Source organism: Pseudomonas sp. LBUM1647 (assembly GCF_059716175.1).
Genome location: NZ_CP166809.1, coordinates 1,961,548 through 1,984,655, shown reverse-complemented (window position 1 = coordinate 1,984,655; position 23,108 = coordinate 1,961,548). Strand labels below are relative to the sequence as shown.

Genomic DNA, 23,108 nt, shown 5'->3' with positions numbered 1-23,108 from the left:
CTCCCTGTGCAACAACAACGACGATTGAGCAATCAATGCCCATGAGCCCGGCCCGGTTGAACGCACCGGCTGCGCAAAGACTTTTGCATGAAAAACCGGGCGCAACTACCTGACAGAAATGACAGTACCGACGAACGGTAGACCAGGGTCGATGATCGCCATCAGCCGCGCAATGGACGCCAGATCAGGCAGCGTCGCGTGGCTCACCTCGACCGTCTGTTGAACGCAGGCAGGAATGGGCGGCAGTTGCGCCTGCTGACCGTCATAGATCAAGGCGTGATGAACCTGTTGGTTATCAAGGAAAAAATCGAACAGGTTCAACGCCCCGCCCGCCAGCGAGGCATTGATGACCACCAGATCAAATGGCTCGCAACCGTATTCGACCAGGGTCAACAGCTCTTCAAGGCTGTGCACCGGTGCTATCCGGTAGTAGTCGAGTTGATTGAACAGTCGCTCGACCTTCATGCGGTGAAAATGCAACTCGTCGGCGATCAGGATACGTAAGGCTTTGTTCGACAACGTGGGCCCCCAGGAGGGTGTCAGATTCGTGAGGGCGCAAGGCTACGGAAGACCCATCGAGCTTTCTGTAGGACTTTTCCTAAAAACCAGGACGCTTCCTCCGGAGGCAGAAGGAAAATCGAAAGAACGGCTATTCCGTCGTACTCGGACTCCAGAACGCTTGCACCACCAACGTCGACGTCGAAATCCGCCCCACCAGTGCATCCAGTTCATCGCCATCGACCGACGTTGTCGCCAGCGTTGCTTCGATTTCGATCTCATCCGTGCCGAACGCGTGCACATCCATATCGCTCGCCGGGTAATTGCTGCGCTCAAGCTCTGCCTCTAACAAGGCCAGTACCGCCTGTTGTTGCGAGCGCCGGGCGATCACGTACACGATGTTGGTGACTTCCGCCGAAATCACATCCAGCGGCTGACGGTTGATGTTGTTGACGATCGGCCGCAGCAAGGTATTGGCCGCCAGTACGAACAACGTGCCCAGTAGCGCTTCGAGCAGCAGGTCGGCGCCGGCGCAGGCCCCCACCGCCGCCGAAGCCCATAGGGTGGCAGCGGTGTTGAGCCCGCGGACATTGCCTTCCTCGCGCATGATCACCCCCGCACCGAGAAAGCCGATCCCGGAGACCACGTAGGCCACCACTCGCACGGCGCCTTCGGCACCACCGAGGCGGTTAGCCATGTCGACAAAGATCGCCGCCCCCACAGCCACCAGCACATTGGTGCGCAGGCCGGCGGTCCGTTGGCGGTACTGGCGCTCGAAACCGATCAGGCCGCCGAGGATGAAGGCCGCGCTGAGGCTGAGCAGAGTGTCGACCAAGGAGGTCAGGTTGATGTTGTTGATCGCTTGCATGAATTCAGTTCCTGGATCTTCTTGTCCGTTTGAAAAGATCGCAGCCTGCGGCAGCTCCTACAGGAGTACGCGATCCCCTGTAGGAGCTGCCGCAGGCTGCGCTCTTTTGACTTTACTGCCAGCCAAACCGGCGGATATAGAACCCCTTCACCGCCTGCGTCAGGCCCATGTACGCCAGCAGAATCACCGGCAGGAACACGAAGTACAGCGACGGCAGCGCCTGCAATTTGAAGTAGTGCGCCAGCGGTCCCATCGGCAAGAAGATGCCGACGGCCATGATGATTCCAGTCATCACCATCAGCGGCATCGCTGCTCGGCTTTGCAGGAACGGGATTTTCGGTGTGCGGATCATGTGCACGATCAGCGTCTGGGTCAGCAGCCCGACGACGAACCAGCCGGACTGGAACAGGGTTTGATGGTCCGGGATATTGGCGTCGAAGACGTACCACATCAAGGCAAACGTGGTGATGTCGAAGATCGAGCTGATCGGCCCGAAAAACAGCATGAAACGCCCGACGTCCGCCGGCTGCCAGCGTTGTGGTGTTTTCAGCATGTCCTCGTCGACGTTATCGAACGGGATGGCAATCTGCGAAATGTCATAGAGCAGGTTTTGCACCAGCAGGTGCATCGGCAGCATCGGCAGGAACGGGATGAAGGCACTGGCCACCAGCACCGAGAACACGTTGCCGAAGTTCGAGCTGGCGGTCATTTTGATGTACTTGAGCATGTTGGCGAAGGTCCGGCGCCCTTCCAGTACGCCCTCCTCCAGCACCATCAGGCTTTTCTCCAGCAGGATGATGTCCGCTGCTTCCTTGGCGATGTCCACGGCGCTGTCCACCGAAATGCCGATATCGGCGGTGCGCAGCGCTGGCGCGTCGTTGATGCCGTCGCCCATGAAACCGACCACATGACCGTTGCCCTTGAGCAAACGCACGATGCGTTCCTTGTGCGTCGGCGTGAGTTTGGCGAAGACGTTGGTGCTCTCCACCGCTACCGCCAGTTCGGCGTCGCTCATGCGCTCGATGTCGTTGCCCATCAGCAGGCCTTGCTGCTCCAGGCCGACTTCGCGGCAAATCTTCGCGGTCACCAGTTCGTTGTCACCGGTCAGCACTTTCACGGCCACGCCGTGAGCGGCCAATGCCTTGAGGGCCGGCGCGGTGCTTTCCTTGGGTGGATCGAGAAAAGCCACGTAACCGATTAGCGTCAGGGCCTGTTCATCCGCGAGGCTGTAGGTATCGCGCCCTTCAATCATCGGCCGCGCTGCAACCGCCACCACGCGCAAGCCTTCGGCATTGAACGCGGCAGTGACCTGACGAATCCGTGCCAACAGTTCATCGCTTAACGCTTCATCAACGACGCCATGACGCACCCGCGTGCACACCGCCAGCACTTCTTCCACCGCGCCCTTGCAGATCAGCAGGTGCGAGTGATCGCGCTCGGCGACCACCACCGACATCCGCCGGCGAGTGAAGTCGAACGGGATCTCGTCGACCTTGCGAAACGCGGTGCCGACTTTCAGTTCACGGTGGATTTCCACGTGCTCCAGCACCGCCACGTCCAGCAGGTTTTTCAGGCCGGTCTGGTAGTAGCTGTTGAGGTAGGCCATTTCCAAAACGTCATCGGAGTCGTTGCCCCAGACATCGACATTGCGCGCCAGGAAGATTTTGTCCTGAGTCAGGGTGCCGGTCTTGTCGGTGCACAGCACGTCCATGGCGCCGAAGTTCTGGATCGCATCGAGGCGTTTGACGATGACTTTTTTGCGCGACAGGAACACCGCGCCCTTGGCCAGGGTCGAGGTGACGATCATCGGCAGCATTTCCGGGGTCAGGCCCACGGCAATCGACAGCGCGAACAGCAGCGCCTGGGTCCAGTCGCCCTTGGTGAAGCCGTTAATGAACAGTACCAACGGCGCCATGACGAACATGAACCGGATGAGCAACCAGCTGACTTTGTTGACGCCCGTCTGGAATGAAGTGGGTGCGCGATCGGTAGCGCCGACCCGCTGGGCCAAGGCGCCGAAATAGGTGTTGTTGCCGGTGGTGAGAATCACCGCCATGGCCGTGCCGGACACCACGTTGGTGCCCATGAACAGAATGTTGTCGAGGTCCAGCGGGTTGCGGGTGTCACTGTCCTGCTGACGGGGGAATTTTTCCACCGGCATCGATTCGCCGGTCATCGCGGCCTGGCTGACGAACAAATCCTTGGCGCCGAGCACCCGGCAATCGGCGGGGATCATGTCGCCGGCCGACAATACGATCAGATCGCCCGGTACCAACTGTTTGATTGGCAGCTCGGTACGTTGCGCATCCCGACGCAACACCGTGGCGGTGTTGCTGACCATTGCCTTGAGCGCGTCGGCGGCCTGGTTGGATTTGGTTTCCTGCCAGAAGCGCAGCAAGGTCGAGAGCACCACCATGGAGAAAATCACGATGGCGGCTTTCATGTCTTCGGTCAGCCAGGAGATGACCGCGAGCAAGGTCAGCAGCAGGTTGAACGGGTTTTTGTAGCAGTGCCACAGGTGGGTCCACCACGGCAGAGGCTGTTCGTGCTCGACTTCGTTGAGGCCGAATTGCACGCGCAGTGCATCGGCTTCGAGTTCACTCAAGCCATCGGTGTGGCTGCCGAGATTGTCCAGCAGTCGGCCGGTGTCGCTGTTGGCAGCGCTCACCAGGGTTTGCGCCAGGGTGGGCGGCACCTCGCGGCTGACCGTGGTGTCAGTGAAGTTTTCCAGCAGCGCCAGGCGACGGAAGTGTCGGGCGATGTGGCGGGTGCGCAGGAATCCGGCGAAGAATTCTTTGAGCAGGGTCAGGTTCATGGCAGTTCCCCCAGGGTCAGCCGGGAAACCGTCGAGCAGGCGTGTCGATACGCCGCGATCACGACACAAAGTCGAACATCACGCACGGTTCAGCGTCGATGAGAGGGACGTCGGGACACGGACCAGGACTGGCCGCGATCGGGATGCCGCTGCTCGCTTTTCGGCGAGACAACGGCACAAAAGGCTGTGCGTTATCTTGCCGGGAAGGTGCCGGTTATCGAAACCGGCCGACTACTGTCACTCGAACAAGTACCCACTGTGGGTCTCCGCTATTGATTGAAAACGCGCGAAGCTTACGCCCCGATTTCTGGAGAGTAAACGAAGCAAAGGCGTGTGGAGGGAGAATTGCGGGGTTCTTCAGGAAGGGTTCAGGATTGAGTTTCTGCCAGCCACAAAAATCAAAAGATCACAGCCTTCGGCAGCTCCTACAGGTGTACACCATACCAATGTAGGAGCTGCCGAAGGCTGCGATCTTTTCGCAAGCGACTCGATGTCAGCTGGCAGTGGCCAACAACAAATCCATCACCGAACGACCATGCCCACGCGCCCTGCCATGGTCATACAACGAACCGGCAATCTCATCAGCGCGGATCGGCAGGATCGACAGCAACGTATCGCTCAAACCATGGCTCGCCTGGCAGAAGCCCTGCATATAGATGCCGGCCTTGCAGCGCTCGTCAGTGATCAGTTTGTAATTACGGTCAACCTCGAAATCGCCCATGTACTGCTCCAGTGGCGCCAGCAGTTTGCGGTGCATCTGGCGCTCGTAACCGGTGGCCAGCACCACAGCGTCGTAATGACGGACCGTGACTTCACCGGTGGCGTTGTTGCGCACGGCCAACTCGATGCCGCGCTCGGTGGCGGTGGCCTTTTCAATGGTGGTCAGGGTGCGGAACGCATGGCGCGCGATGCCCGAGACTTTCTGACGATAGAAGATGCCGTAGATGCGTTCGATCAGGTCGATGTCCACCACCGAATAGTTGGTGTTGTGGTACTCGTTGACCAGACGCTCGCGCTCGCTGCTCGCCTGCTGGAACACCAGATCAGTGAACTCCGGGGAGAACACTTCGTTGACGAAGGGGCTGTCGTCCGCTGGTTTCAGGGCCGAGCCACGCAGGATCACGTCCACCTGCACCGACGGAAAGCTGTCGTTCAAATCGATGAACGCTTCCGCCGCGCTCTGCCCGCCACCGATGATCGCGATGCTCATCGGCTGGTTGTTCACGCACGGCTGCTTGGCCATTTGCGCCAGGTACTGGGAGTGGTGGAACACCCGGCTGTCACCCTTGAGCGCCTTGAACGCTTCGGGAATGCGCGGTGTTCCGCCGGCACTGACCACCACCGAACGGGCGGTGCGAACGTGCTGCTGACCTTGGGTATCGCGCGAGATCACCCGCAGCGCTTCGACCTGCTGGTTGTGCAACACCGGCTCGATGGTCAGCACTTCTTCGCCGTAGCGGCTCTGCGCTTCAAATTGCCCGGCGACCCAGCGCAGGTAATCGTTGTACTCCATGCGGCACGGGTAAAAGGTGCCCAGGTTGATGAAGTCCACCAGACGGCCGTGGTGCTTGAGGTAGTTGACGAACGAGTACGGGCTGGTCGGGTTGCGCAGGGTCACCAGGTCCTTGAGGAAGGAGATCTGCAACTCACTCTGGGTCACCAGGGTGTTGCCGTGCCAGCGGTAGTCGGCCTGCTTGTCGAGAAACAGAACATCCAGCTCGCCCTGACTCGGCCCGCGCTCTTGCAGAGCGATGGCCAGCGCCAGGTTCGAAGGGCCGAAACCGACGCCGATCAGGTCGTGAACGATGGGCGATGCAATTGCCTGTGTCATTTCCAGTGTCCTCTGGATGAACCCCCGAAGCAGCGGGGAGTAAGCCTAAGTGACCTGACCGGCCTTGAGCAGGACAGCAGATCGTCTGTTGAAGGGAACGAGGACAATGAAAAAAAATTTAATGCAGCTTGGATCGGGTCGGATCAATGGGCATCCCATTGCAGCATCCGCACCCGGCAATGCTTCATCGCATTGACGATGTGTTTCTCCACCAGGGCCCGGGAAATACCCAGGTGTTCGGCGATCTCCGGGTGCGACAGGCCATCGATCTTGCGCAGCAGGAAACTCTCGCGGCACAACCGGGGCAATTCCGCCAATGCACGCTGGAGCATCTCCAGGCGTTGACCGTGATCGAGGCTGTGATGGGGGGATGGGGTGAAGTAGCGCTCTTCGTTGTCGAGCACTTCCAGCGATTCGACCTGACGCAGGGCGTTGCGCCGATGGTCGTCGATCACCAGATTGAGCGCGGTGCGGTACAGAAACGCCCGAGGCTGCTCGATCGGCGTGTCGCTGGAGCGCTCCAGAACCCGCAGATAAGCGTCATGCACCACATCTTCGGCCACCTGACGGTTGCCCAGCTTGGCGTTCAAAAAACACACCAGCTCGCGATAGTAGTTTTCCAACATGACTCCCGGCCGCAGGGGTGCGGTTTCTGTCCTTGAGCCAGATCGTCGACCGCCAAAATGGGCAGTGGCACGATAGTGGCAGTTCGAGGTGCGTAATTTATAGTAATTCTCATATAGATTTAAAGTGTTGCTTCACCTTGCCCGACAAATAGTAGGAGCTGCCAAAGGCTGCGATCTTTTGATCTTCGGCGTAACTGGGCGCGCTAAAGATCAAAAGATCGCAGCCTGCGGCAGCTCCTACAGGTGTTACGCCATATGTCCGCGCCTAAATTCCCCGGTCCGTTCCTCGTTTACAGGACAGCTCCCCGTCTCTGTCGGCCCTCCGACAGCGCTCTGCTGTTGCCCGATTTTGTGCGCAGGCTGAGCGACGGGCCGATATTCATTGGCCGGAACCCTGCATGAAACGTCCCCGACAGACCCGACGCGCCCTGCTTGCAGCACTTTGTCTGATCCCCGTTATCGCCTTTGCCGCCTGGCAGATCATCCCGCCCGGTCGAGACCAGTTCGCCACCGTTCAGGTCACCCGCGCCGACATCGAAAGCAGCGTCACGGCCCTGGGCACCCTGCAACCTCGACGTTATGTCGACGTCGGTGCCCAGGCGTCCGGGCAGATCCACAAGATCCACGTGGAAGTCGGCGATGTGGTCAAGGAAGGCCAGTTGCTGGTGGAGATCGATCCGTCCACGCAACAGGCCAAACTCGACGCTGGGCGTTTCTCCATCGAAAACCTCAAGGCGCAGCTGCAGGAACAACGGGCGCAGCACGACCTCGCCCGGCAGAAATTCCAGCGTCAGCAGAACCTCAAGGCCGGTGGCGCCACCCGCGAAGAAGACGTGCAGACCGCCGAGGCTGAACTGCGCGCCACCCAGGCCCGTATCGACATGTTCCAGGCGCAGATCCGCCAGGCCCAGGCCAGCCTGCGCAGCGATCAGGCGGAACTCGGTTACACCCGAATCTATGCGCCCATGAGCGGCACCGTCGTTGCACTCGACGCCCGTGAAGGCCAGACCCTTAACGCCCAGCAACAAACGCCACTGATTCTGCGCATCACCAAGTTGTCGCCGATGACCGTCTGGGCCGAGGTGTCGGAAGCCGACATCGGTCACGTCAAACCCGGCATGACGGCCTGGTTCACCACCCTCAGCGGCGGCAACCGTCGCTGGAACAGCACCGTGCGGCAGATTCTGCCGGTGCCGCCCAAGCCGCTGGACCAGACCAGCCAGGGCGGCGGCAGCCCGGCCAGTTCGAGCAAAAGCGGCAGCGCTCGCGTGGTGCTGTACACCGTATTGCTCGACGTCGATAACGCCGACAACGCACTGATGGCGGAAATGACCACGCAAGTCTTCTTCGTCGCCGAGCAGGCGAAAAATGTCCTCACCGCGCCCATCGCAGCCCTGCAAGCGGGCACTGGAGCGGACAATCAGACCGCCCAGGTCGTCGCCAAAAATGGCCGCATCGAGCAGCGCAACGTACGCACCGGCATCAGCGATCGCCTGCGGGTGCAGGTTCTCGATGGCTTGGAGGAAGGCGATCACCTGTTGATCGGCCCGGCCGACGGGAGTGGCGGCTGAATGCTGACGCCCCTGATCGACCTGCAGGACATCCGCAAAGCCTACGGCGGCGGCGATTCACCGGAAGTCCACGTGTTGCGCGGCATCGACCTGTCGATCCATGCCGGGGAATTCGTGGCGATCGTCGGTGCCTCCGGCTCCGGCAAGTCGACGCTGATGAACATCCTCGGCTGCCTCGACCGCCCGACCTCGGGCGAATACCGCTTCGCCGGGGAAAACGTCGCCGCACTCGACAGCGACGAACTGGCCTGGCTGCGTCGCGAAGCCTTCGGCTTTGTGTTCCAGGGTTATCACCTGATCCCGTCCGGTTCGGCCCAGGAAAACGTCGAGATGCCGGCCATCTACGCAGGCTTACCGGCCGCCGAACGCCACGCCCGCGCCGCCGCCCTGCTCGACCGCCTCGGCCTGGCCTCACGCACCGGCAATCGTCCGCACCAGCTCTCCGGCGGCCAGCAACAACGGGTGTCCATCGCCCGCGCCTTGATGAACGGCGGCCACATCATCCTCGCCGACGAACCCACCGGTGCCCTCGACAGCCATAGCGGCGCCGAGGTCATGACCCTGCTCGACGAACTGGCGAGCCAGGGCCACGTGGTCATCCTCATCACTCACGACCGCGAAGTCGCAGCCCGGGCCAAACGCATCATCGAAATTCGCGACGGGCTGATCATCAGCGACAGCGCCCGCGACAACCCTGAGGCACAAACTTCAGCCAACCCTGGCGCGCTGCAAGCGGTGGACTTACGCAAGCGCCTGACCGAAGGCTCCGAAGCCACTGGCGCCTGGAAAGGCGAACTGGTCGATGCGGTGCAAGCTGCGTGGCGGGTGATGTGGATCAACCGCTTTCGCACCGCGCTGACGTTGCTCGGGATCATCATCGGCGTCGCGTCGGTGGTGGTCATGCTGGCCGTCGGTGAAGGCAGCAAGCGTCAGGTGATGGCGCAAATGGGCGCGTTCGGTTCCAACATCATTTACCTCAGTGGCTCGTCACCAAACCCGCGAACGCCGTTGGGCATCGTCACCCTGGATGACGTTGCGGCGGTGGGAAGCCTGCCGCAAGTGACACGGATCATGCCGGTCAACGGCCAGGAGGCCGGGGTGCGTTTCGGCAACCTCGACCACTTGAGTTACGTCGGCGGCAACGACACCAATTTCCCGGCGATTTTCAACTGGCCGGTGGTGGAAGGCAGCTACTTTACCCAGGAGGATGAGCGCAACGCCGCGGCCGTGGCAGTGATCGGCCACAAGGTGCGAACCAAGTTGCTCAAGGACGTCGCTAACCCGATCGGCCAGTACATCCTGATCGAGAACGTGCCGTTCCAGGTGGTCGGCGTACTGGCTGAAAAAGGCGCCAGTTCAGGCGACTCCGACAGCGACGATCGCATCGCCATCCCCTACTCCGCTGCGAGTGTGCGGTTGTTCGGCACCCACAACCCCGAATACGTGGCCATCGCCGCCGCCGATGCGCGCAAGGTCAAAGAGACGGAAAAAGCCATCGAGCAGTTGATGTTGCGCCTGCACAACGGCAAGAAGGATTTCGAACTGACCAACAACGCGGCGATGATCCAGGCCGAAGCACGCACGCAAAATACCCTGTCGCTGATGCTCGGTTCGATTGCCGCGATTTCGTTGCTGGTCGGCGGAATCGGCGTGATGAACATCATGTTGATGACCGTGCGCGAGCGCACCCGCGAGATCGGCATCCGCATGGCCACCGGCGCCCGCCAACGGGATATCCTGCGCCAGTTCCTCACCGAAGCGGTGATGCTTTCTGTAGTCGGCGGGCTCGCCGGAATCGCCCTGGCACTGATCGTCGGCGGCGTGCTGATCCTCAGCGAAGTCGCCGTCGCGTTCTCCTTGATAGCGGTGCTCGGCGCCTTCGGCTGCGCCCTGGTCACCGGTGTTGTCTTCGGCTTCATGCCGGCCCGCAAAGCTGCCCGACTCGACCCGGTCACGGCCCTTACCAGTGAATGATCTCTCCATGAAGCCGCAACTCAGCCTGCTGACCCTCTGCCTGTTGCTCGGCGCCTGCGGCAGTCCCGCCCAGCGCCCGGACAGCGGACTCCAGCCGCCCGCCGCCTGGCAATCGCCACACACTCAAAGCGCTGCTCGCAGCAACCTGCAATGGTGGACGCAGTTCGGCAGCCCGGAGCTTGATCGCCTGATCGAACAGGCCCGCGTCGGCAGTTACGACCTGGCCGCCGCCATCGCTCGGGTGCGCCAGGCTCAGGCCGACACCGTGATTGCCGGCGGCTCTCTGCTGCCGGAGGTCAAGGCCGGCCTGAACGCCAATCGGCAGAAACTATTGCGCGGCAACGGCTACAGCCAGCTCGATGCCGACGGCGATAACAAGGCCGTCGATTACTTTAACGCCAACCTCAGCGCCACTTACGAAGTCGACTTCTGGGGCGGCCAACGCGCCTCCCGGGACAGTGCGCAATTCGGCTTGCGGGCCAGCGAATTCGATCAGGCGACAGTGGAGTTGACGCTGCTCAGCGGCGTGGCCAACAGCTACGCGCAAACCCTGTCTTTGCACGAACAGAGCCGCATTGCCGAGCTGAACCTGGCGAACGCGCAGAATGTTTTGAAACTGGTGCAGACGCGTTTTGACTCAGGCTCGGAGACTGCGTTGGAACTGGCGCAGCAGAAGAGCCTGGTCGCCGCGCAACAACGACAATTGCCGCTGGTGCAGCAACAGGCTCAAGACGCACAGATCAGCCTTGCCGCCCTGCTCGGCCGGCCCGTTCAGGAATTGAGCATGGGCGGGGAACGCTTTGATCAACTGTCATGGCCAACCATCGCTACCGGTGTGCCCAGTGAACTGATCAGCCGTCGCCCGGACATCGCCCGCGCCGAGGCACAACTGGCCGCCGCACAGGCCAACGTCACCGTCGCCCGCGCCGCCATGCTGCCGGCCGTAACCCTGAGCGCAGATATTGGCTCCGGCGCCGACCGCGCCGCCGACATCCTGCGCAACCCCTTCTACAACCTCACCGCCGGACTGCTCGCGCCGGTCTTCAACAATGGTCGCCTGAGCGCCGAGCGCGACAAGGCCACGGCCCGCCAGGAAGAACTGCTGGAGACGTACCGCGGGGCGATCATCAATGGCTTCGCCGATGTGGAAAAAGCGTTGAACAGCATTCGCGGTCTGGACGAACAGCGGCAGTGGCAAGGTGAAGAGCTGAACCAGGCGCAGACGGCATTCGACATTGCGCAAAGCCGTTACCAGGCCGGTGCCGAGGATTTGCTGACGGTACTGGAGACACAGCGCACGCTGTATGCGGCGCAGGATTTGAATGTGCAGCTGCGGTTGTCGCGGTTGCAGGCGAGTATTGCGTTGTACAAGGCGTTGGGCGGAGGGTGGCAGGCCTTGTAATTTGCGGCGCCAGTGAATCTGCCATCGCGAGCAAGCTCGCTCCCACAGGGTTTTATGTGTGCCGCATGATTTAGGCACGACACATAACCTGTGGGAGCGAGCTTGCTCGCGATTGAACGATAACGCGGTCTTATTGATTAACTTTGATCGTTCCCACGCGTGGGAACGATCATGTGACGATCGGCTTAGCCTTCAAATGCCGCGCATACCAAGGCCGCTGCGGCACCTTGCGGAAAAGATCCGCCAGTTTCTTCTCGTCATCACCAAAGGTAATCCGCAACGCCAGCTTCATGGTTTCCGGATCCATCTCCACCGACTTGCCGGTCTGTAACCCCGGCGTAGTACTGCAACCATGAGTGCTCGGGCCGAGCCACGGGTCGTCGATCTCGACCCAACGCCCAGGCGCAAACCACGCCACGCCATTGACCTCAAGCCGACTGACCTCTCCCGGATGAAAGCGCTCGTGCGCCCGGAACCAGTCTTCCAGTCGATCGTCGATCCAGCCATGGAAGTGCCAGAACACCGGGTTTACATGAGACGAAAACGGGTCGCCGAGAAAATCGTTTTCCGGCGCATACCAGCGCGCGGAAAAGTCCGCCGGATCCCGGGCAAATGGCACAGGTTGACCGTTGGACGGGTCACGCGGCACCGAGGCCCAGCGCATGTGCAGCCAGTCGTGCAGCCCCAATTCGACCTCTGAACCGAACTGACCCAGGGTCAATTTCGACAGATAACGCGGATCCCGGTACTGCGATTCCCAGACCTGGAAATTGCTGTGGTAGGTCTCGGCGGTCTTGATGTCGCTGACCCATTGCGAGTACTCGGCATCGTCGTCGGCCAGCCAGGTCGGCGGCAGCGCAGTGCCGTCGTGGTTGTCGAAATAACGGGCGAAGCCAACGCGATCACGCGCCAGTTCCGGCTGCGGCAGCGGGAAGTGCTGCCAGGACGGCAAGTCCTGCAGGGAGCGCGCCTTGCCGAGCATGTGCCGGTGCATGAAGAAGAAGTCCACACCCGAGCCGTTACGATCCTTGCGCGCGCCGCGGGCATCACGCTCTTTGTCCCGCGGGCCAGGCTGCCAGCCAATGCCGCGCAGGGCGCCGCGTTTGTCTTCGGACAGGGTGTGCCATTTGTCCCGGGAGGCATGCCATAGCTGGTGAAACAGCCGATGCGCGGGCGAAACCAGCCAGGCCAGCAACGTCGGATTGAGACCGCTGCGCTCGCGGGCTTCGGGGAACACGCGCTTGACGGCAATGAAGCGATTGTCCTGGGCCGTCAACATCAACGGACGGTCCAGATTCGACACGCGACCACTGAGGGTGCCGCTGCCGGCGTTGCCGAAACCGGCCCAGACTTCGTCCAGCGCCATGCTGAATTCGTAATCCGCTGCGCCGTTGGCGCTGAGCAGTCGCCAGCTCAACTGCGCCGGTTTGGCGCCGGCCAGATCGCCGAGCACCCGATAACGCGGCGTTTCGCTCGAACGCAAACGCTCGGCGGTGTCGAGGAACCCGCTCAAGCCGCGACCTTTGTGGCCGATGTCGAGAAACACCTCCAGCCCGTCCCGTGGCAAGCCTTCGATGCCGGCGTCAGGCCCCTCGAAACGAATCTGCCAGACACCGCGCAAGGTGTTCGCCAAGTGCTGGCCAGCGACATCCGCGACATCGAATGACGCTTCGCCTGGGGTGATCGTCGGATCCGGTTTCGTCCATTCGCGATGCCCATAAAAAGCCGCAGGCACGGCCGCGCCGGTCAGCGCCAGGCCTGCCATGAACCATCGTCGAGAAATCGTCATTGCCCTACCTGTGTCAGCCATGAAGCAGGCTTTATCCAAGCTAGAACGTTTATTACCCGCGGAAATTTATGGTGCTCCCGAAAAGATCGCAGCCTTCGGCAGCTCCTACATTGGTACGGCGTACTCCCGTAGGAGCTGCCGAAGGCTGCGATCTTTTCGGGGGAGACCTAAATTCCCTGGTCGGCCACTCGTTCTTCCCAGATAGCAAAGGCCCCTGCGCCTGCCCCCCAACGGCGAACCTGACTGAGACGGCAATGACAAAACCACGTTCGAAAAAGGCTCTTTACATCGGCCTGCCGCTGGCCCTGGCGATCAGCGCCGGTGCAGGCTTTGCAGCCTGGGATTACTGGTTCAAGGACAATCCCGGTTACCCGGTCAAGGTGATGAAACAGGCCGATGAGCTGCACGAGCGAATCCTCTCCTTCGACAGCCACGTCACCGTCCCGCTGGACTTCGGCACCGCCGGCAATGAAGCGGACAAGGACGGCACCGGGCAGTTCGACCTGGTCAAAACCGGGCGTGGACGGTTGTCCGGCGCGGCCCTGACGATCTTCGGCTGGCCGGAAATCTGGAACGGCGCCAACGCCCCGCACCGCCCCACCGCCGGTTTCGTCGACGAAGCACGGTTCGAGCAGGAAACCCGCTACAAAATCATCAGCACAATGGTTCGCGACTTCCCCAATCAAGTCGCCATCGCTTACACCCCCGACGATTTCCGCCGCCTGCATGGCGAAGGCAAGTTCGCGATTTTCATGAGCATGCTCAACGCCTATCCGCTGGGCAACGACCTGAACGCCCTGGACAAGTGGGCAGCCCGCGGCATGCGCATGTTCGGCTTCAGCTATGTGGGTAATAACGCCTGGGCTGACTCATCCCGGCCGTTGCCGTTTTTCAACGATTCCCGCGACGCCCTTGGCGGCCTCTCGGAGATTGGCAAGCAGGCCGTGCACCGCCTCAACGACCTCGGCGTGATCATCGACGTCTCGCAGATGTCGACCAAGGCCCTGGAGCAAGTTGCCCAACTGAGCCGTGCGCCGATGGTTGCGTCCCACTCGGCGCCACGCGGGTTGGTGGACATCCCGCGCAACCTCAGCGATCAAGAAATGCAGCTGATCAAGAACAGCGGCGGCGTGGTGCAGATTGTCGGTTTCCCGACCTACATCCGCCCACTCAGCCAGGCCACCCAAGACAAACTCAATGCCCTGCGCGCACGCTTCGACCTGCAACCGCTGCAAGGCCTGGAGATGGCGCTGATGCCGGGCGATCCGGTGATCACCGTCTGGTCCGAGCAACGTTTCGGCGAGTACGCCAGCCAGCTCTACGCCATCGTCGACGAGGAACCCAAGGCCACGCTCAAGGACTACGGCGACGCGATCGACTATGCCGTTAAGAAAATCGGCATCGACCACGTCGGCATCAGTTCCGACTTCAACGACGGCGGCGGTCTGGACGGCTGGAAAGACGTCAGCGAGGCACGCAACGTAACGGCCGAGCTGATCAGTCGCGGCTATGGCGAAGCCGATATCGCCAAGCTCTGGGGCGGCAACTTCCTGCGAGTCTGGGACCAGGTGCAGAAGTCCTCCAAGCCTGTGGCGAAAAACTGACCCCCTCTTTTGCAAAAGCGAACCGAGCTCATGACCAACCGTCGTTCATTCCTCAAGCAGGCCGGTATTCTCGCGGCCGGCCTGCCCTTGGGCGCTGCCGTGAACCTGCCGGCGCTGGCCGCCAATCCGGCGCCGCTGCCGAAGGATAAATGGGCGCAACTGCGCCAGATGTTCAATCAGGACCCGGATTACCTGCACTTCGCCAACTTTTTGGTGACTTCGCACCCCAAACCTGTGCGTGACGCCATCGACATGCACCGCGCCAACCTCGACCGTAACCCCGGTCGGGCCATGGACTGGGACCTGGGGGAAACCGAAAAACGCGAGCAGGAAGTACGCGTCTGGGCCGGTCGCTACCTCAAGGCCAAGCCCGAGCAGATCGCCCTCACCGGCAGCACCACCGAAGGCCTTTCACTGATCTACGGCGGCATTCATGTGCGTCCCGACCAGGAAATCCTCACCAGCGAACACGAACACTACGCGACGAACTATGCGCTGGGATATCGCCAGCAAAAGGACGGCGTCAAGGTTCGCAAGCTCAAGCTGTTCGAGAACAGTCACAGCATTTCCGTGGATGAAGTGCTGGGCTCGATTGCCAAAGGCATTCGCCCCGAAACCCGAGTGCTCGGTATGACGTGGGTGCACTCGGGCAGCGGCGTCAAACTGCCGATCGGCGAGATCGGCAAACTGGTGGACGAACAGAATCGTAACCGCGAGGAAAAAGATCGCATTCTGTATGTGGTCGACGGCGTCCATGGCTTCGGCGTCGAGGACCTCGACTTCCCCGACATGCACTGCGATTTCTTCATCGCCGGCACCCACAAATGGATGTTCGGCCCGCGCGGTACCGGGATCATCTGCGCCCGTTCGGCCGAGCTCAAGGACGTGACGCCGACCATCCCGACGTTCTCCGAAGCCACCACCTTCTCGACCATCATGACCCCCGGCGGCTATCACAGCTTTGAGCATCGCTGGGCTCTGAACGAAGCCTTCAAGCTGCACCTGGACCTGGGCAAAGCCGAGGTGCAGGCGCGCATCCACGCGCTCAATACCTATGCAAAAAATCGCTTGCTGGAGCACCCGCAGATCGAACTGGTGACGCCAAAGAGCCCGGACCTGTCGGCCGGTTTTACCTTCTTCCGGATCAAGGATCGCGACTGCGAACAAGTCGCCGTCCAGCTGATGGAAAACCGTGTGGTCTGCGACTCGGTGGACCGCGACGTCGGCCCGGTGATCCGCATCGCCCCCGGCCTGCTCAACACCGAAAACGATATCGACCGCTTTATGGCGCTGCTGAACAAAACCACCTGACGCCATGACGCAGAACCCTGTGGGAGTGAGCCTGCTCGCGATAGCGGTGGATCAGTCACCATCAATGTTGAATGTGATGGCCCAATCGCGAGCAGGCTCGCTCCCACATTGGACCCGGCCTGACACCCGTTTTTTTTATCGAGATGACTCATGAACCGAGATCAATTGACCTTGCCGCTCAAGGCACTGGCCCTGACCGCACTCGTGGCAGGCCTGCTGCCTGGCGCCGCCCAGGCTGCCGCACCCGCGCAACCGGGCAAGGTGTTCAAGGACTGCCGGGACTGCCCGGAAATGGTCGTGCTGCCCGCCGGCACCTTCACCATGGGCACGCCGGACGATGAAGTCGGTCGCGAACCCGATGAAGGTCCGATGCATGAGGTGACCTTCGCCAAGCCGTTCGCCATGAGCCGCTTCCAGGTCACCGCCGGTGAATGGGACAGCTACATGCGCGAGAGTGGCGTGACCATCGCCAACGGCGACACCCGGCCGGGTCGCGAGTGCGTCGCCAGCAAGCCGCGCTATCCGCAAAGCCCGCGTCAGCCGGCGGTGTGCATGAACTTCGATGACGTGAAGAACTACGTCGCCTGGCTGTCGAAAAAAACCGGGCAGACGTACCACATGGTCAGCGAGGCCCAACGCGAATATGCCGCGCGCGGCGGCAGCAAAGGGCCGTTCCCCTTCCCGTTCGATGAGGGCAAGGAATACAGCATCAGCAAACACGCCAACACCTATGGCCCAGCGGACGGTTACAGCTTCAGCTCGCCAGTGGGCAGCTACCCGCCAAACGCCTTTGGCATGTACGACATGCATGGCAATGTCTATGAGTGGGTGGAAGACTGCGAACACCCTGATTACGTCGGTGCCCCCACCGATGGCAGCGCCTGGGTCGAGCCCAAATGCGAAGCCGTGCGGATTCGCGGCAACGACTGGGGGGAAGCGCCGGTGTTCTCGCGCTCCGGCAACCGCAACAGCCAGTACCCGCAAGAGCGCGGCGACTGGATGGGTTTCCGCATCGTGCGTGACCTTTAAGCCAACACGCGTGCCCCTGTAGGAGCTGCCGCAGGCTGCGATCTTTTGACTTTGCTTTTAAAACAAGATCAAAAGATCGCAGCCTGCGGCAGCTCCTACAAGGTTGTGTGTGGAGTCAGTGACCATTGCCCCGCCGCCAGTCGGTGCCCTTCTAAATTAAGCCTTCCACCAGACGTTCTACTGGGTATCTGCCTTTACGACCCAAGGAACTGTCTTCCATGACCCAGCCTACCCGTGGCGCCATCGGCGAATTGTTCGCCCTGTTGAAACCCTTTCGGCTCATCGTCGCCGCGTCCATTTTCCTGGGCATGGTCGGCGGCCTGAGCGTCACGGTATTGCTGGCGACCATCAACAACGCCCTGCATTCGGACACCGGCCTGACCCAAGGCGTCGTCGCCCTGTTCGCCGGTCTGTGCCTGCTGGCGCTGGCCAGTTCGATTTGCTCGGACATCGGCACCAACTATGTCGGCCAGCACATCATCGCCAAGCTGCGTAAACAATTGGGTGAAAAAGTCCTCTCGGCGCCGATCGAACAGATCGAGCGCTATCGCAGCCACCGTCTGATCCCGGTGCTGACCCATGACGTCGACACCATCAGCGACTTCGCCTTCGCCTTCGCGCCGCTGGCCATTTCCGTCACCGTGACCCTGGGTTGCATGGGCTACCTGGCCATTCTGTCGTGGCCAATGTTCCTGATCATGGTCGCCGCCATCCTGATCGGCACGGCGATTCAGGCCTACGCCCAAAGCAAGGGTGTTCAGGGTTTCATGGCCGCCCGGGAGGCCGAAGATGAACTGCAAAAGCATTACAACGCGATTGCCGAAGGTGCCAAGGAACTGCGCATTCATCGTCCACGCCGCCAGCGCATGTTCGTCTCGGGCATCAAGGCTACGGCCGAGTTCATCTGCAACACCCAGGTGCGTTCCATCAACACCTTCGTCATCGCCAAGACGTTTGGCTCGATGCTGTTCTTCGTGGTCATCGGTCTGGCCCTGGCCCTGCAATCCTTTTGGCCGAGTGCCGACAAAACCGTGATGAGCGGCTTTGTGCTGGTGCTGCTTTATATGAAAGGCCCGCTGGAGCATTTGATCAGCACCCTGCCCATCGTCAGCCGTGCGCAGATTGCTTTCCGCCGCATCGCCGAACTGTCGGAGCAGTTTTCCACCCCGGAACCTCATCTGCTGCTGAGCGATAAAGGCAACGTCAAGCAAGCGGTGCACGAACTGAAACTGGCCGATGTGCGTTTCAGCTTCCCGGCTGCCGAAGGCGCTGCACCTTTCCAGCTCGGGCCGGTGAACCTGACGATCAAGCAAGGCGACATCACCTTTATTGTCGGCGAGAACGGGTGTGGCAAGACCACGCTGATCAAACTGCTGCTGGGCCTGTACACGCCGCAGCAGGGTGCAATCCACGTCAATGGCGAAGTGATCGACGCCGCCAACCGCGATGACTATCGCCAGTTGTTCACCACGATTTTTGCTGACTATTACCTGTTCGATGACGTGGTTCAGGGCGATACGCACATCCCCGAAGACGCCAACAAATACCTGCAACGGCTGGAGATCGCGCACAAGGTCAGCGTCAAGGACGGCAACTTCACCACCACCGACCTCTCCACCGGCCAGCGCAAACGCCTGGCCCTGGTCAATGCCTGGCTGGAGGAACGTCCGGTGCTGGTGTTCGATGAATGGGCGGCCGACCAGGACCCGACCTTCCGCCGGATTTTCTATACCGAGCTGCTGCCGGACCTTAAACGTCTGGGCAAGACCATCATCGTGATCTCCCACGATGACCGTTATTTCGACGTGGCGGACCAACTGGTGCGCATGGAAAGCGGACGGGTCGTCACCGAGCTGGCCCCTGCCTGATCGGCGTTTCATACCCGATTGCGCGGACCTGTGGGAGCGAGCTTGCTCGCGATGGGGCCATCACATTCAACATAGATGGCGACTGATCCAACGTCATCGCGAGCAAGCTCGCTCCCACAGGTTCTGTGCACTTTTACTTCTTCGAAATTTATTTTCCCGGTTTCTTTCCGGTTTTACGTTCGCGCTGCGTCTAATAATCATTCCTATTAACAAAAACTCTGCACAACACTTTTTCAGGAGCTCAGGTAAGTAATGCGACCTCAAACACGCCGCACACCTCTCGCGCTGGCCGTACAGCGCCCGACTTTGCATCGCACCCTGTTCACTAGCGTACTGCTGACCGCCACCTTGCTGGGGAGCTCGATGGCCAATGCTGCACCTGTAAAAGTGAACATTGCAGGTCAATCGCTTTCCAACGCGCTGACCGAACTGGGCATGCAGACCAATCTGCAAATCCTCTACAGCCCGGATCAGGTTGCAGGGATCAAGTCTCGCGCGGTGTCCGGTTCCCTGGAACCGTCCGATGCCCTCGCCGCCCTGCTGAAAGGCACTGGCATTTCGTTCCAGATCAGCGGCAATACCGTCACCCTGGTGTCCGGCGGCGGCTCGAGCCTGCAACTGGGCGCAACCACCATTTCCGGCCAGGCCCTGGGCCTGACCACTGAAGATACCGGTTCCTACACCACCGGCGCGACCACCACTGCGACCAAACTGCCGCTGACCCTGCGTGAAACACCACAATCGGTCACCGTGGTCACCCGTCAGCAAATGGACGACCGCGGTGTCACTAGCGTCGCCGACGCATTGCGCAATACCCCTGGCGTCACGTCGCAGAAGTACGACAGTGACCGTACCGAGTTTTCTGCTCGTGGTTTTGCCATCACCAACTTCCAGTACGACGGCGTCAACATTCCTTACGACGGCGTTTACGGTGAGAACCCGAACAACAGCGACGACGCCGCCAGCCTCGACCACATCGAAGTCATCAAGGGTGCTACCGGCCTGATGACTGGCGCTGGCGACCCGTCCGCCACGGTCAACCTGATCCGCAAGAAACCGACCAAGGATTTCAAGGCCTCGGTCAGCGCTACCGCAGGTTCCTGGGACAACTACCGCACCGAAGGCGACATCTCCGGTTCGCTGACCGATTCGGGCAACGTGCGCGGTCGCTTCGTTGGCGCCTATCAGGACAAAGGTTCGTACATCGACCACTACAGCCAGAAAAAAGACATCTACTACGGCATTCTTGAAGCCGACCTGACCGACGACACCCTGCTGACCTTTGGCGTCGACAAGTCCAGTGCAACGCCACGCGGCAGTTCGTGGACCGGTAACGCGCCGTACTTCACCGATGGCAGCCGAACCGATTTCTCGCGCAGTTTCAACCCGGGTGCCGACTGGAGCCGTCGTGATTTCGACAGCGTCACCTACTTCTCGTCGCTGGAACAAGCGCTGGCCAATGACTGGAAATTCAAGGCCAGCTTTGACCAGAAAACCACCGATCACGATACCCAACTGGCCTCGGCCAGCGGTGGCTCCGCTGACCCCGTTACTGGCGAAGGCAACTTCCTGTACTGGGGTCGCTGGGAAGGTCATCGCGTGCAGAACTCCGCTGACGTAAACGTCTCCGGTCCGTTCTCCCTGGGCGGTCGCGAGCATGAACTGGTGGCTGGCTTCATGGCTTCCCACTCGCGCCAGACCGGTGCGACCTACGACACCAGCGCTTTCGAACTGGTGCCGGGCAGCATCTTTGACTGGAACGGTCACCTGCCGAAACAGGAATTCCCGAAAAACGGCAAATACGAACGCACCCAAAGCCAGAACGGTCTTTACCTGGCCACCCGCCTGCGTCCGACCGACGACCTGTCGTTCATCCTCGGCAGCCGTCTGAGCACCTTCAAGTACAACGAGGATTACTCCTACTATCCGGGCGGCACCCAGAGCGACACTCACGCCAGCTACAAGGAACATGGCGTCGTCACGCCTTACGCCGGTGTGGTCTATGACCTGAACGATACCTACTCGCTCTACGCCAGCTACACCAAGATCTACCAGCCACAAATCTACAAGGACATCACCGGTTCGACCCTCAAGCCAGTTGAAGGCGACAGCTACGAAACCGGCATCAAAGCGGCTTATTTCGAAGGCAAGCTGAACGCCAGCTTCGCCTTGTTCCAGATCGAGCAGGACAACGTCGCGCAATACGTCACCACCGACGTCGGCACCGGCCAAGACGTTTACAAAGCCATCTCCGGCGCCACCACCAAGGGTGTGGAACTGGAACTGGCCGGCGAACTGGCGCAGGACTGGAACGTAACTGCCGGCTACACCTATGCCCGTACCCGTGACGACGACGAACAACGCATCTTCGGTTTCCCGCTGGCCTCCAGCAAACCGGAACACGTAGTGCGTACGTTCACCACTTACCGTCTGCCTGGCGCGCTGAACCAGTTCACCGTCGGTGGTGGTGTCAGCTGGCAGAGCGCTTTCTACGGCCAGAGCTACAGCCCGAACGTGGGTAACGGCGAAGGCGGCAGCACCATGCTCAAACAAGGCGGCTACACCCTTGTGGACCTGATGACCCGTTATCAGTACGACGAACACCTGAGCTTCACCGCCAATGCCTACAACGTCTTCGACAAGAAATACATGTCGGGCCTGGGCAACTTCGGCACCACGTTCTACGGCGAGCCACGTAACCTGCAGATCACCGCAAAGTATGATTTCTGAGTCGTGAGCTGAAATGAAAAATGCCCGTGTCGTGAGATGCGGGCGTTTTTTTTGGCTGAAGATCAAGGGCAAGATCAAAAGATCGCAGCCTTCGGCAGCTCCTACATTGAAATGCGATTCCCTGTAGGAGCTGCCGAAGGCTGCGATCTTTTGATCTTCAATTGCCAGACACAAAAAAACCGCCACCCCTGATCCAGGGATGGCGGTTTTTTTCACGTCATATCAAAGCCGCGAACGTACCCACCCTGCTACTTCCGAGTGAATCCCTTCCACTTCACTCAACAACCCCGCCATGCGCAAAAAGTCATGGGTCATTCCAGGCTGTTCCAACAACGTCACATCATTACCCGCCTCACGCAGCCGCTCGGCATACGCCAACCCTTCGTCATGCAACGGATCATGCCCGGCCAGGTACACCAGCGCCGGCGCCACACCCGACAGATCCTCCGCCAGCAACGGCGAGCAGCGCCAATCTGCCAGATCCTCTGGCGTACGCCCGTAATGCGCATAGAACCAATCCAGCGTCGGCGTCTCCAGCAAATAACCCTCGGCGAAATCCCGATGCGACGCGCGCTTGGTCGTGGCATCCGTCACCGGGTACACCAACAATTGCGCTTTGGGTTTCAACGCCAGTTCCTGAGGCTCACGCACGGCCATGATCGACAACACCGTGGCCAGCGTCGCCCCCACGCTGTCACCGGCCACGGCCACCCGCGTTGCGTCCAGGCCATGCGCCGCGCCCTCGCGAACCAGCCAGTTCCCCGCATCGCAGGCATCTTGTACCGGCGTCGGGAATCGCCATTCCGGTGCCAGGCGATAATCCACCGTCAACAAGGCAAAACCGCCCTGGGAGGCCAACCGCCGGCACAGCGCATCATGGGAATCGAGACTGCCGACCACGTAGCCACCGCCATGGAAATACAACACCACCGGTTGCAACCCGTCGACCGATTGCCCATCGCGATACACCCTTGCCGACAGGCTGTGGCCATCTCGCGCGGCGATGGTGAAGTCCTCGCAGGCAACGCTGTCCAGCGGCACATCAAGAAACCCCGACGACGCTTCGAAATCGATCCGCGCCTGTTGTGGCGACTGTTCATGCATCGCGCGACTTTTGCCGGTCATCCGGCCGAACTCGGCGAGTTCGAGAAATGCTTCAAGTTCTGGCAACACAGTCATGGGACAAATCCTT

The 23,108-nt window shown here is 60.7% G+C and carries 15 protein-coding genes; 8 read left to right on the top strand and 7 right to left on the bottom strand.

Going from position 1 to position 23,108, the window contains the following annotated elements:
• Positions 1 to 105 precede the first annotated feature (105 nt).
• The 5 genes from ACA059_RS08890 to ACA059_RS08870 all read right to left on the bottom strand — a co-directional run bounded on the left by ACA059_RS08890 (position 106) and on the right by ACA059_RS08870 (position 6,638).
• A complete protein-coding gene (locus ACA059_RS08890) occupies positions 106 to 519 on the bottom strand; it encodes a response regulator (RefSeq protein ID WP_497633462.1) in 414 nt (137 codons plus the stop codon).
• A gap of 130 nt (positions 520 to 649) precedes the next feature.
• The gene (locus ACA059_RS08885; protein ID WP_497633461.1) at positions 650 to 1,366 is read right to left on the bottom strand and encodes an MgtC/SapB family protein; all 717 of its coding nucleotides are present in this window, start codon (positions 1,364 to 1,366) and stop codon (positions 650 to 652) included.
• A gap of 112 nt (positions 1,367 to 1,478) precedes the next feature.
• On the bottom strand, positions 1,479 to 4,181 hold the full coding sequence (mgtA, locus tag ACA059_RS08880; RefSeq protein WP_497633460.1) for a magnesium-translocating P-type ATPase: 2,703 nt from the start codon (positions 4,179 to 4,181) through the stop codon (positions 1,479 to 1,481).
• Between the two features lie 493 nt (positions 4,182 to 4,674).
• On the bottom strand, positions 4,675 to 6,012 hold the full coding sequence (locus ACA059_RS08875) for a lysine N(6)-hydroxylase/L-ornithine N(5)-oxygenase family protein (RefSeq protein WP_497633459.1): 1,338 nt from the start codon (positions 6,010 to 6,012) through the stop codon (positions 4,675 to 4,677).
• A 143-nt stretch (positions 6,013 to 6,155) separates the two neighbouring features.
• Positions 6,156 to 6,638: a sigma-70 family RNA polymerase sigma factor gene (locus tag ACA059_RS08870; RefSeq protein ID WP_046048427.1), complete on the bottom strand. Its 483-nt coding sequence runs from the start codon at positions 6,636 to 6,638 to the stop codon at positions 6,156 to 6,158.
• 398 nt (positions 6,639 to 7,036) lie between these two features.
• Between ACA059_RS08870 and ACA059_RS08865 the strand changes: the two genes are divergently transcribed.
• Genes ACA059_RS08865 through ACA059_RS08855 form a run of 3 tightly spaced genes read left to right on the top strand, consistent with a single transcriptional unit; the run spans position 7,037 to position 11,585 of the window.
• On the top strand, positions 7,037 to 8,209 hold the full coding sequence (locus ACA059_RS08865; RefSeq protein WP_497633458.1) for an efflux RND transporter periplasmic adaptor subunit: 1,173 nt from the start codon (positions 7,037 to 7,039) through the stop codon (positions 8,207 to 8,209).
• Complete coding sequence (locus ACA059_RS08860; RefSeq protein ID WP_497633457.1) at positions 8,210 to 10,183, top strand: MacB family efflux pump subunit; 1,974 nt, start codon at positions 8,210 to 8,212, stop codon at positions 10,181 to 10,183. It begins immediately after the preceding gene.
• A 7-nt stretch (positions 10,184 to 10,190) separates the two neighbouring features.
• Positions 10,191 to 11,585: an efflux transporter outer membrane subunit gene (locus ACA059_RS08855; RefSeq protein WP_497633456.1), complete on the top strand. Its 1,395-nt coding sequence runs from the start codon at positions 10,191 to 10,193 to the stop codon at positions 11,583 to 11,585.
• A 169-nt stretch (positions 11,586 to 11,754) separates the two neighbouring features.
• Here ACA059_RS08855 and pvdP read toward each other — a convergent pair whose 3' ends face one another.
• On the bottom strand, positions 11,755 to 13,374 hold the full coding sequence (pvdP, locus tag ACA059_RS08850) for a pyoverdine maturation tyrosinase PvdP (RefSeq protein WP_497633455.1): 1,620 nt from the start codon (positions 13,372 to 13,374) through the stop codon (positions 11,755 to 11,757).
• A gap of 254 nt (positions 13,375 to 13,628) precedes the next feature.
• Between pvdP and pvdM the strand changes: the two genes are divergently transcribed.
• The 5 genes from pvdM to ACA059_RS08825 all read left to right on the top strand — a co-directional run bounded on the left by pvdM (position 13,629) and on the right by ACA059_RS08825 (position 21,916).
• The gene (gene pvdM / locus ACA059_RS08845; protein WP_008152233.1) at positions 13,629 to 14,978 is read left to right on the top strand and encodes a pyoverdine-tailoring dipeptidase-like protein PvdM; all 1,350 of its coding nucleotides are present in this window, start codon (positions 13,629 to 13,631) and stop codon (positions 14,976 to 14,978) included.
• Between the two features lie 30 nt (positions 14,979 to 15,008).
• The gene (gene pvdN, locus ACA059_RS08840; RefSeq protein ID WP_497633454.1) at positions 15,009 to 16,289 is read left to right on the top strand and encodes a pyoverdine-tailoring periplasmic protein PvdN; all 1,281 of its coding nucleotides are present in this window, start codon (positions 15,009 to 15,011) and stop codon (positions 16,287 to 16,289) included.
• 150 nt (positions 16,290 to 16,439) lie between these two features.
• Entirely contained in the window at positions 16,440 to 17,318 is an 879-nt protein-coding gene (gene pvdO, locus ACA059_RS08835) for a dihydropyoverdine dehydrogenase (RefSeq protein WP_497633453.1), read from the top strand.
• Positions 17,319 to 17,536: 218 nt separating this feature from the next.
• Positions 17,537 to 19,186: a cyclic peptide export ABC transporter gene (locus ACA059_RS08830; protein ID WP_497633451.1), complete on the top strand. Its 1,650-nt coding sequence runs from the start codon at positions 17,537 to 17,539 to the stop codon at positions 19,184 to 19,186.
• 252 nt (positions 19,187 to 19,438) lie between these two features.
• Positions 19,439 to 21,916, top strand: coding sequence for a TonB-dependent siderophore receptor (locus ACA059_RS08825; RefSeq protein ID WP_497633450.1), 2,478 nt, complete (start codon positions 19,439 to 19,441; stop codon positions 21,914 to 21,916).
• Between the two features lie 222 nt (positions 21,917 to 22,138).
• Here ACA059_RS08825 and ACA059_RS08820 read toward each other — a convergent pair whose 3' ends face one another.
• Complete coding sequence (locus ACA059_RS08820; protein WP_497633449.1) at positions 22,139 to 23,095, bottom strand: alpha/beta hydrolase; 957 nt, start codon at positions 23,093 to 23,095, stop codon at positions 22,139 to 22,141.
• Positions 23,096 to 23,108 lie beyond the last annotated feature (13 nt).

What these genes read in the sequence shown, in the direction of transcription:
- ACA059_RS08825 (WP_497633450.1), top strand. Translation starts at nt 19,439, where the DNA reads ATGCGACCTCAAACACGCCGCACACCTCTCGCGCTGGCCGTACAGCGC.
- pvdM (WP_008152233.1), top strand. Translation starts at nt 13,629, where the DNA reads ATGACAAAACCACGTTCGAAAAAGGCTCTTTACATCGGCCTGCCGCTG.
- ACA059_RS08820 (WP_497633449.1), bottom strand. Translation starts at nt 23,095, where the DNA reads ATGACTGTGTTGCCAGAACTTGAAGCATTTCTCGAACTCGCCGAGTTC.
- pvdO (WP_497633453.1), top strand. Translation starts at nt 16,440, where the DNA reads ATGAACCGAGATCAATTGACCTTGCCGCTCAAGGCACTGGCCCTGACC.
- ACA059_RS08830 (WP_497633451.1), top strand. Translation starts at nt 17,537, where the DNA reads ATGACCCAGCCTACCCGTGGCGCCATCGGCGAATTGTTCGCCCTGTTG.
- pvdN (WP_497633454.1), top strand. Translation starts at nt 15,009, where the DNA reads ATGACCAACCGTCGTTCATTCCTCAAGCAGGCCGGTATTCTCGCGGCC.
- ACA059_RS08860 (WP_497633457.1), top strand. Translation starts at nt 8,210, where the DNA reads ATGCTGACGCCCCTGATCGACCTGCAGGACATCCGCAAAGCCTACGGC.
- mgtA (WP_497633460.1), bottom strand. Translation starts at nt 4,181, where the DNA reads ATGAACCTGACCCTGCTCAAAGAATTCTTCGCCGGATTCCTGCGCACC.
- ACA059_RS08885 (WP_497633461.1), bottom strand. Translation starts at nt 1,366, where the DNA reads ATGCAAGCGATCAACAACATCAACCTGACCTCCTTGGTCGACACTCTG.
- pvdP (WP_497633455.1), bottom strand. Translation starts at nt 13,374, where the DNA reads ATGACGATTTCTCGACGATGGTTCATGGCAGGCCTGGCGCTGACCGGC.
- ACA059_RS08875 (WP_497633459.1), bottom strand. Translation starts at nt 6,012, where the DNA reads ATGACACAGGCAATTGCATCGCCCATCGTTCACGACCTGATCGGCGTC.
- ACA059_RS08870 (WP_046048427.1), bottom strand. Translation starts at nt 6,638, where the DNA reads ATGTTGGAAAACTACTATCGCGAGCTGGTGTGTTTTTTGAACGCCAAG.
- ACA059_RS08855 (WP_497633456.1), top strand. Translation starts at nt 10,191, where the DNA reads ATGAAGCCGCAACTCAGCCTGCTGACCCTCTGCCTGTTGCTCGGCGCC.
- ACA059_RS08865 (WP_497633458.1), top strand. Translation starts at nt 7,037, where the DNA reads ATGAAACGTCCCCGACAGACCCGACGCGCCCTGCTTGCAGCACTTTGT.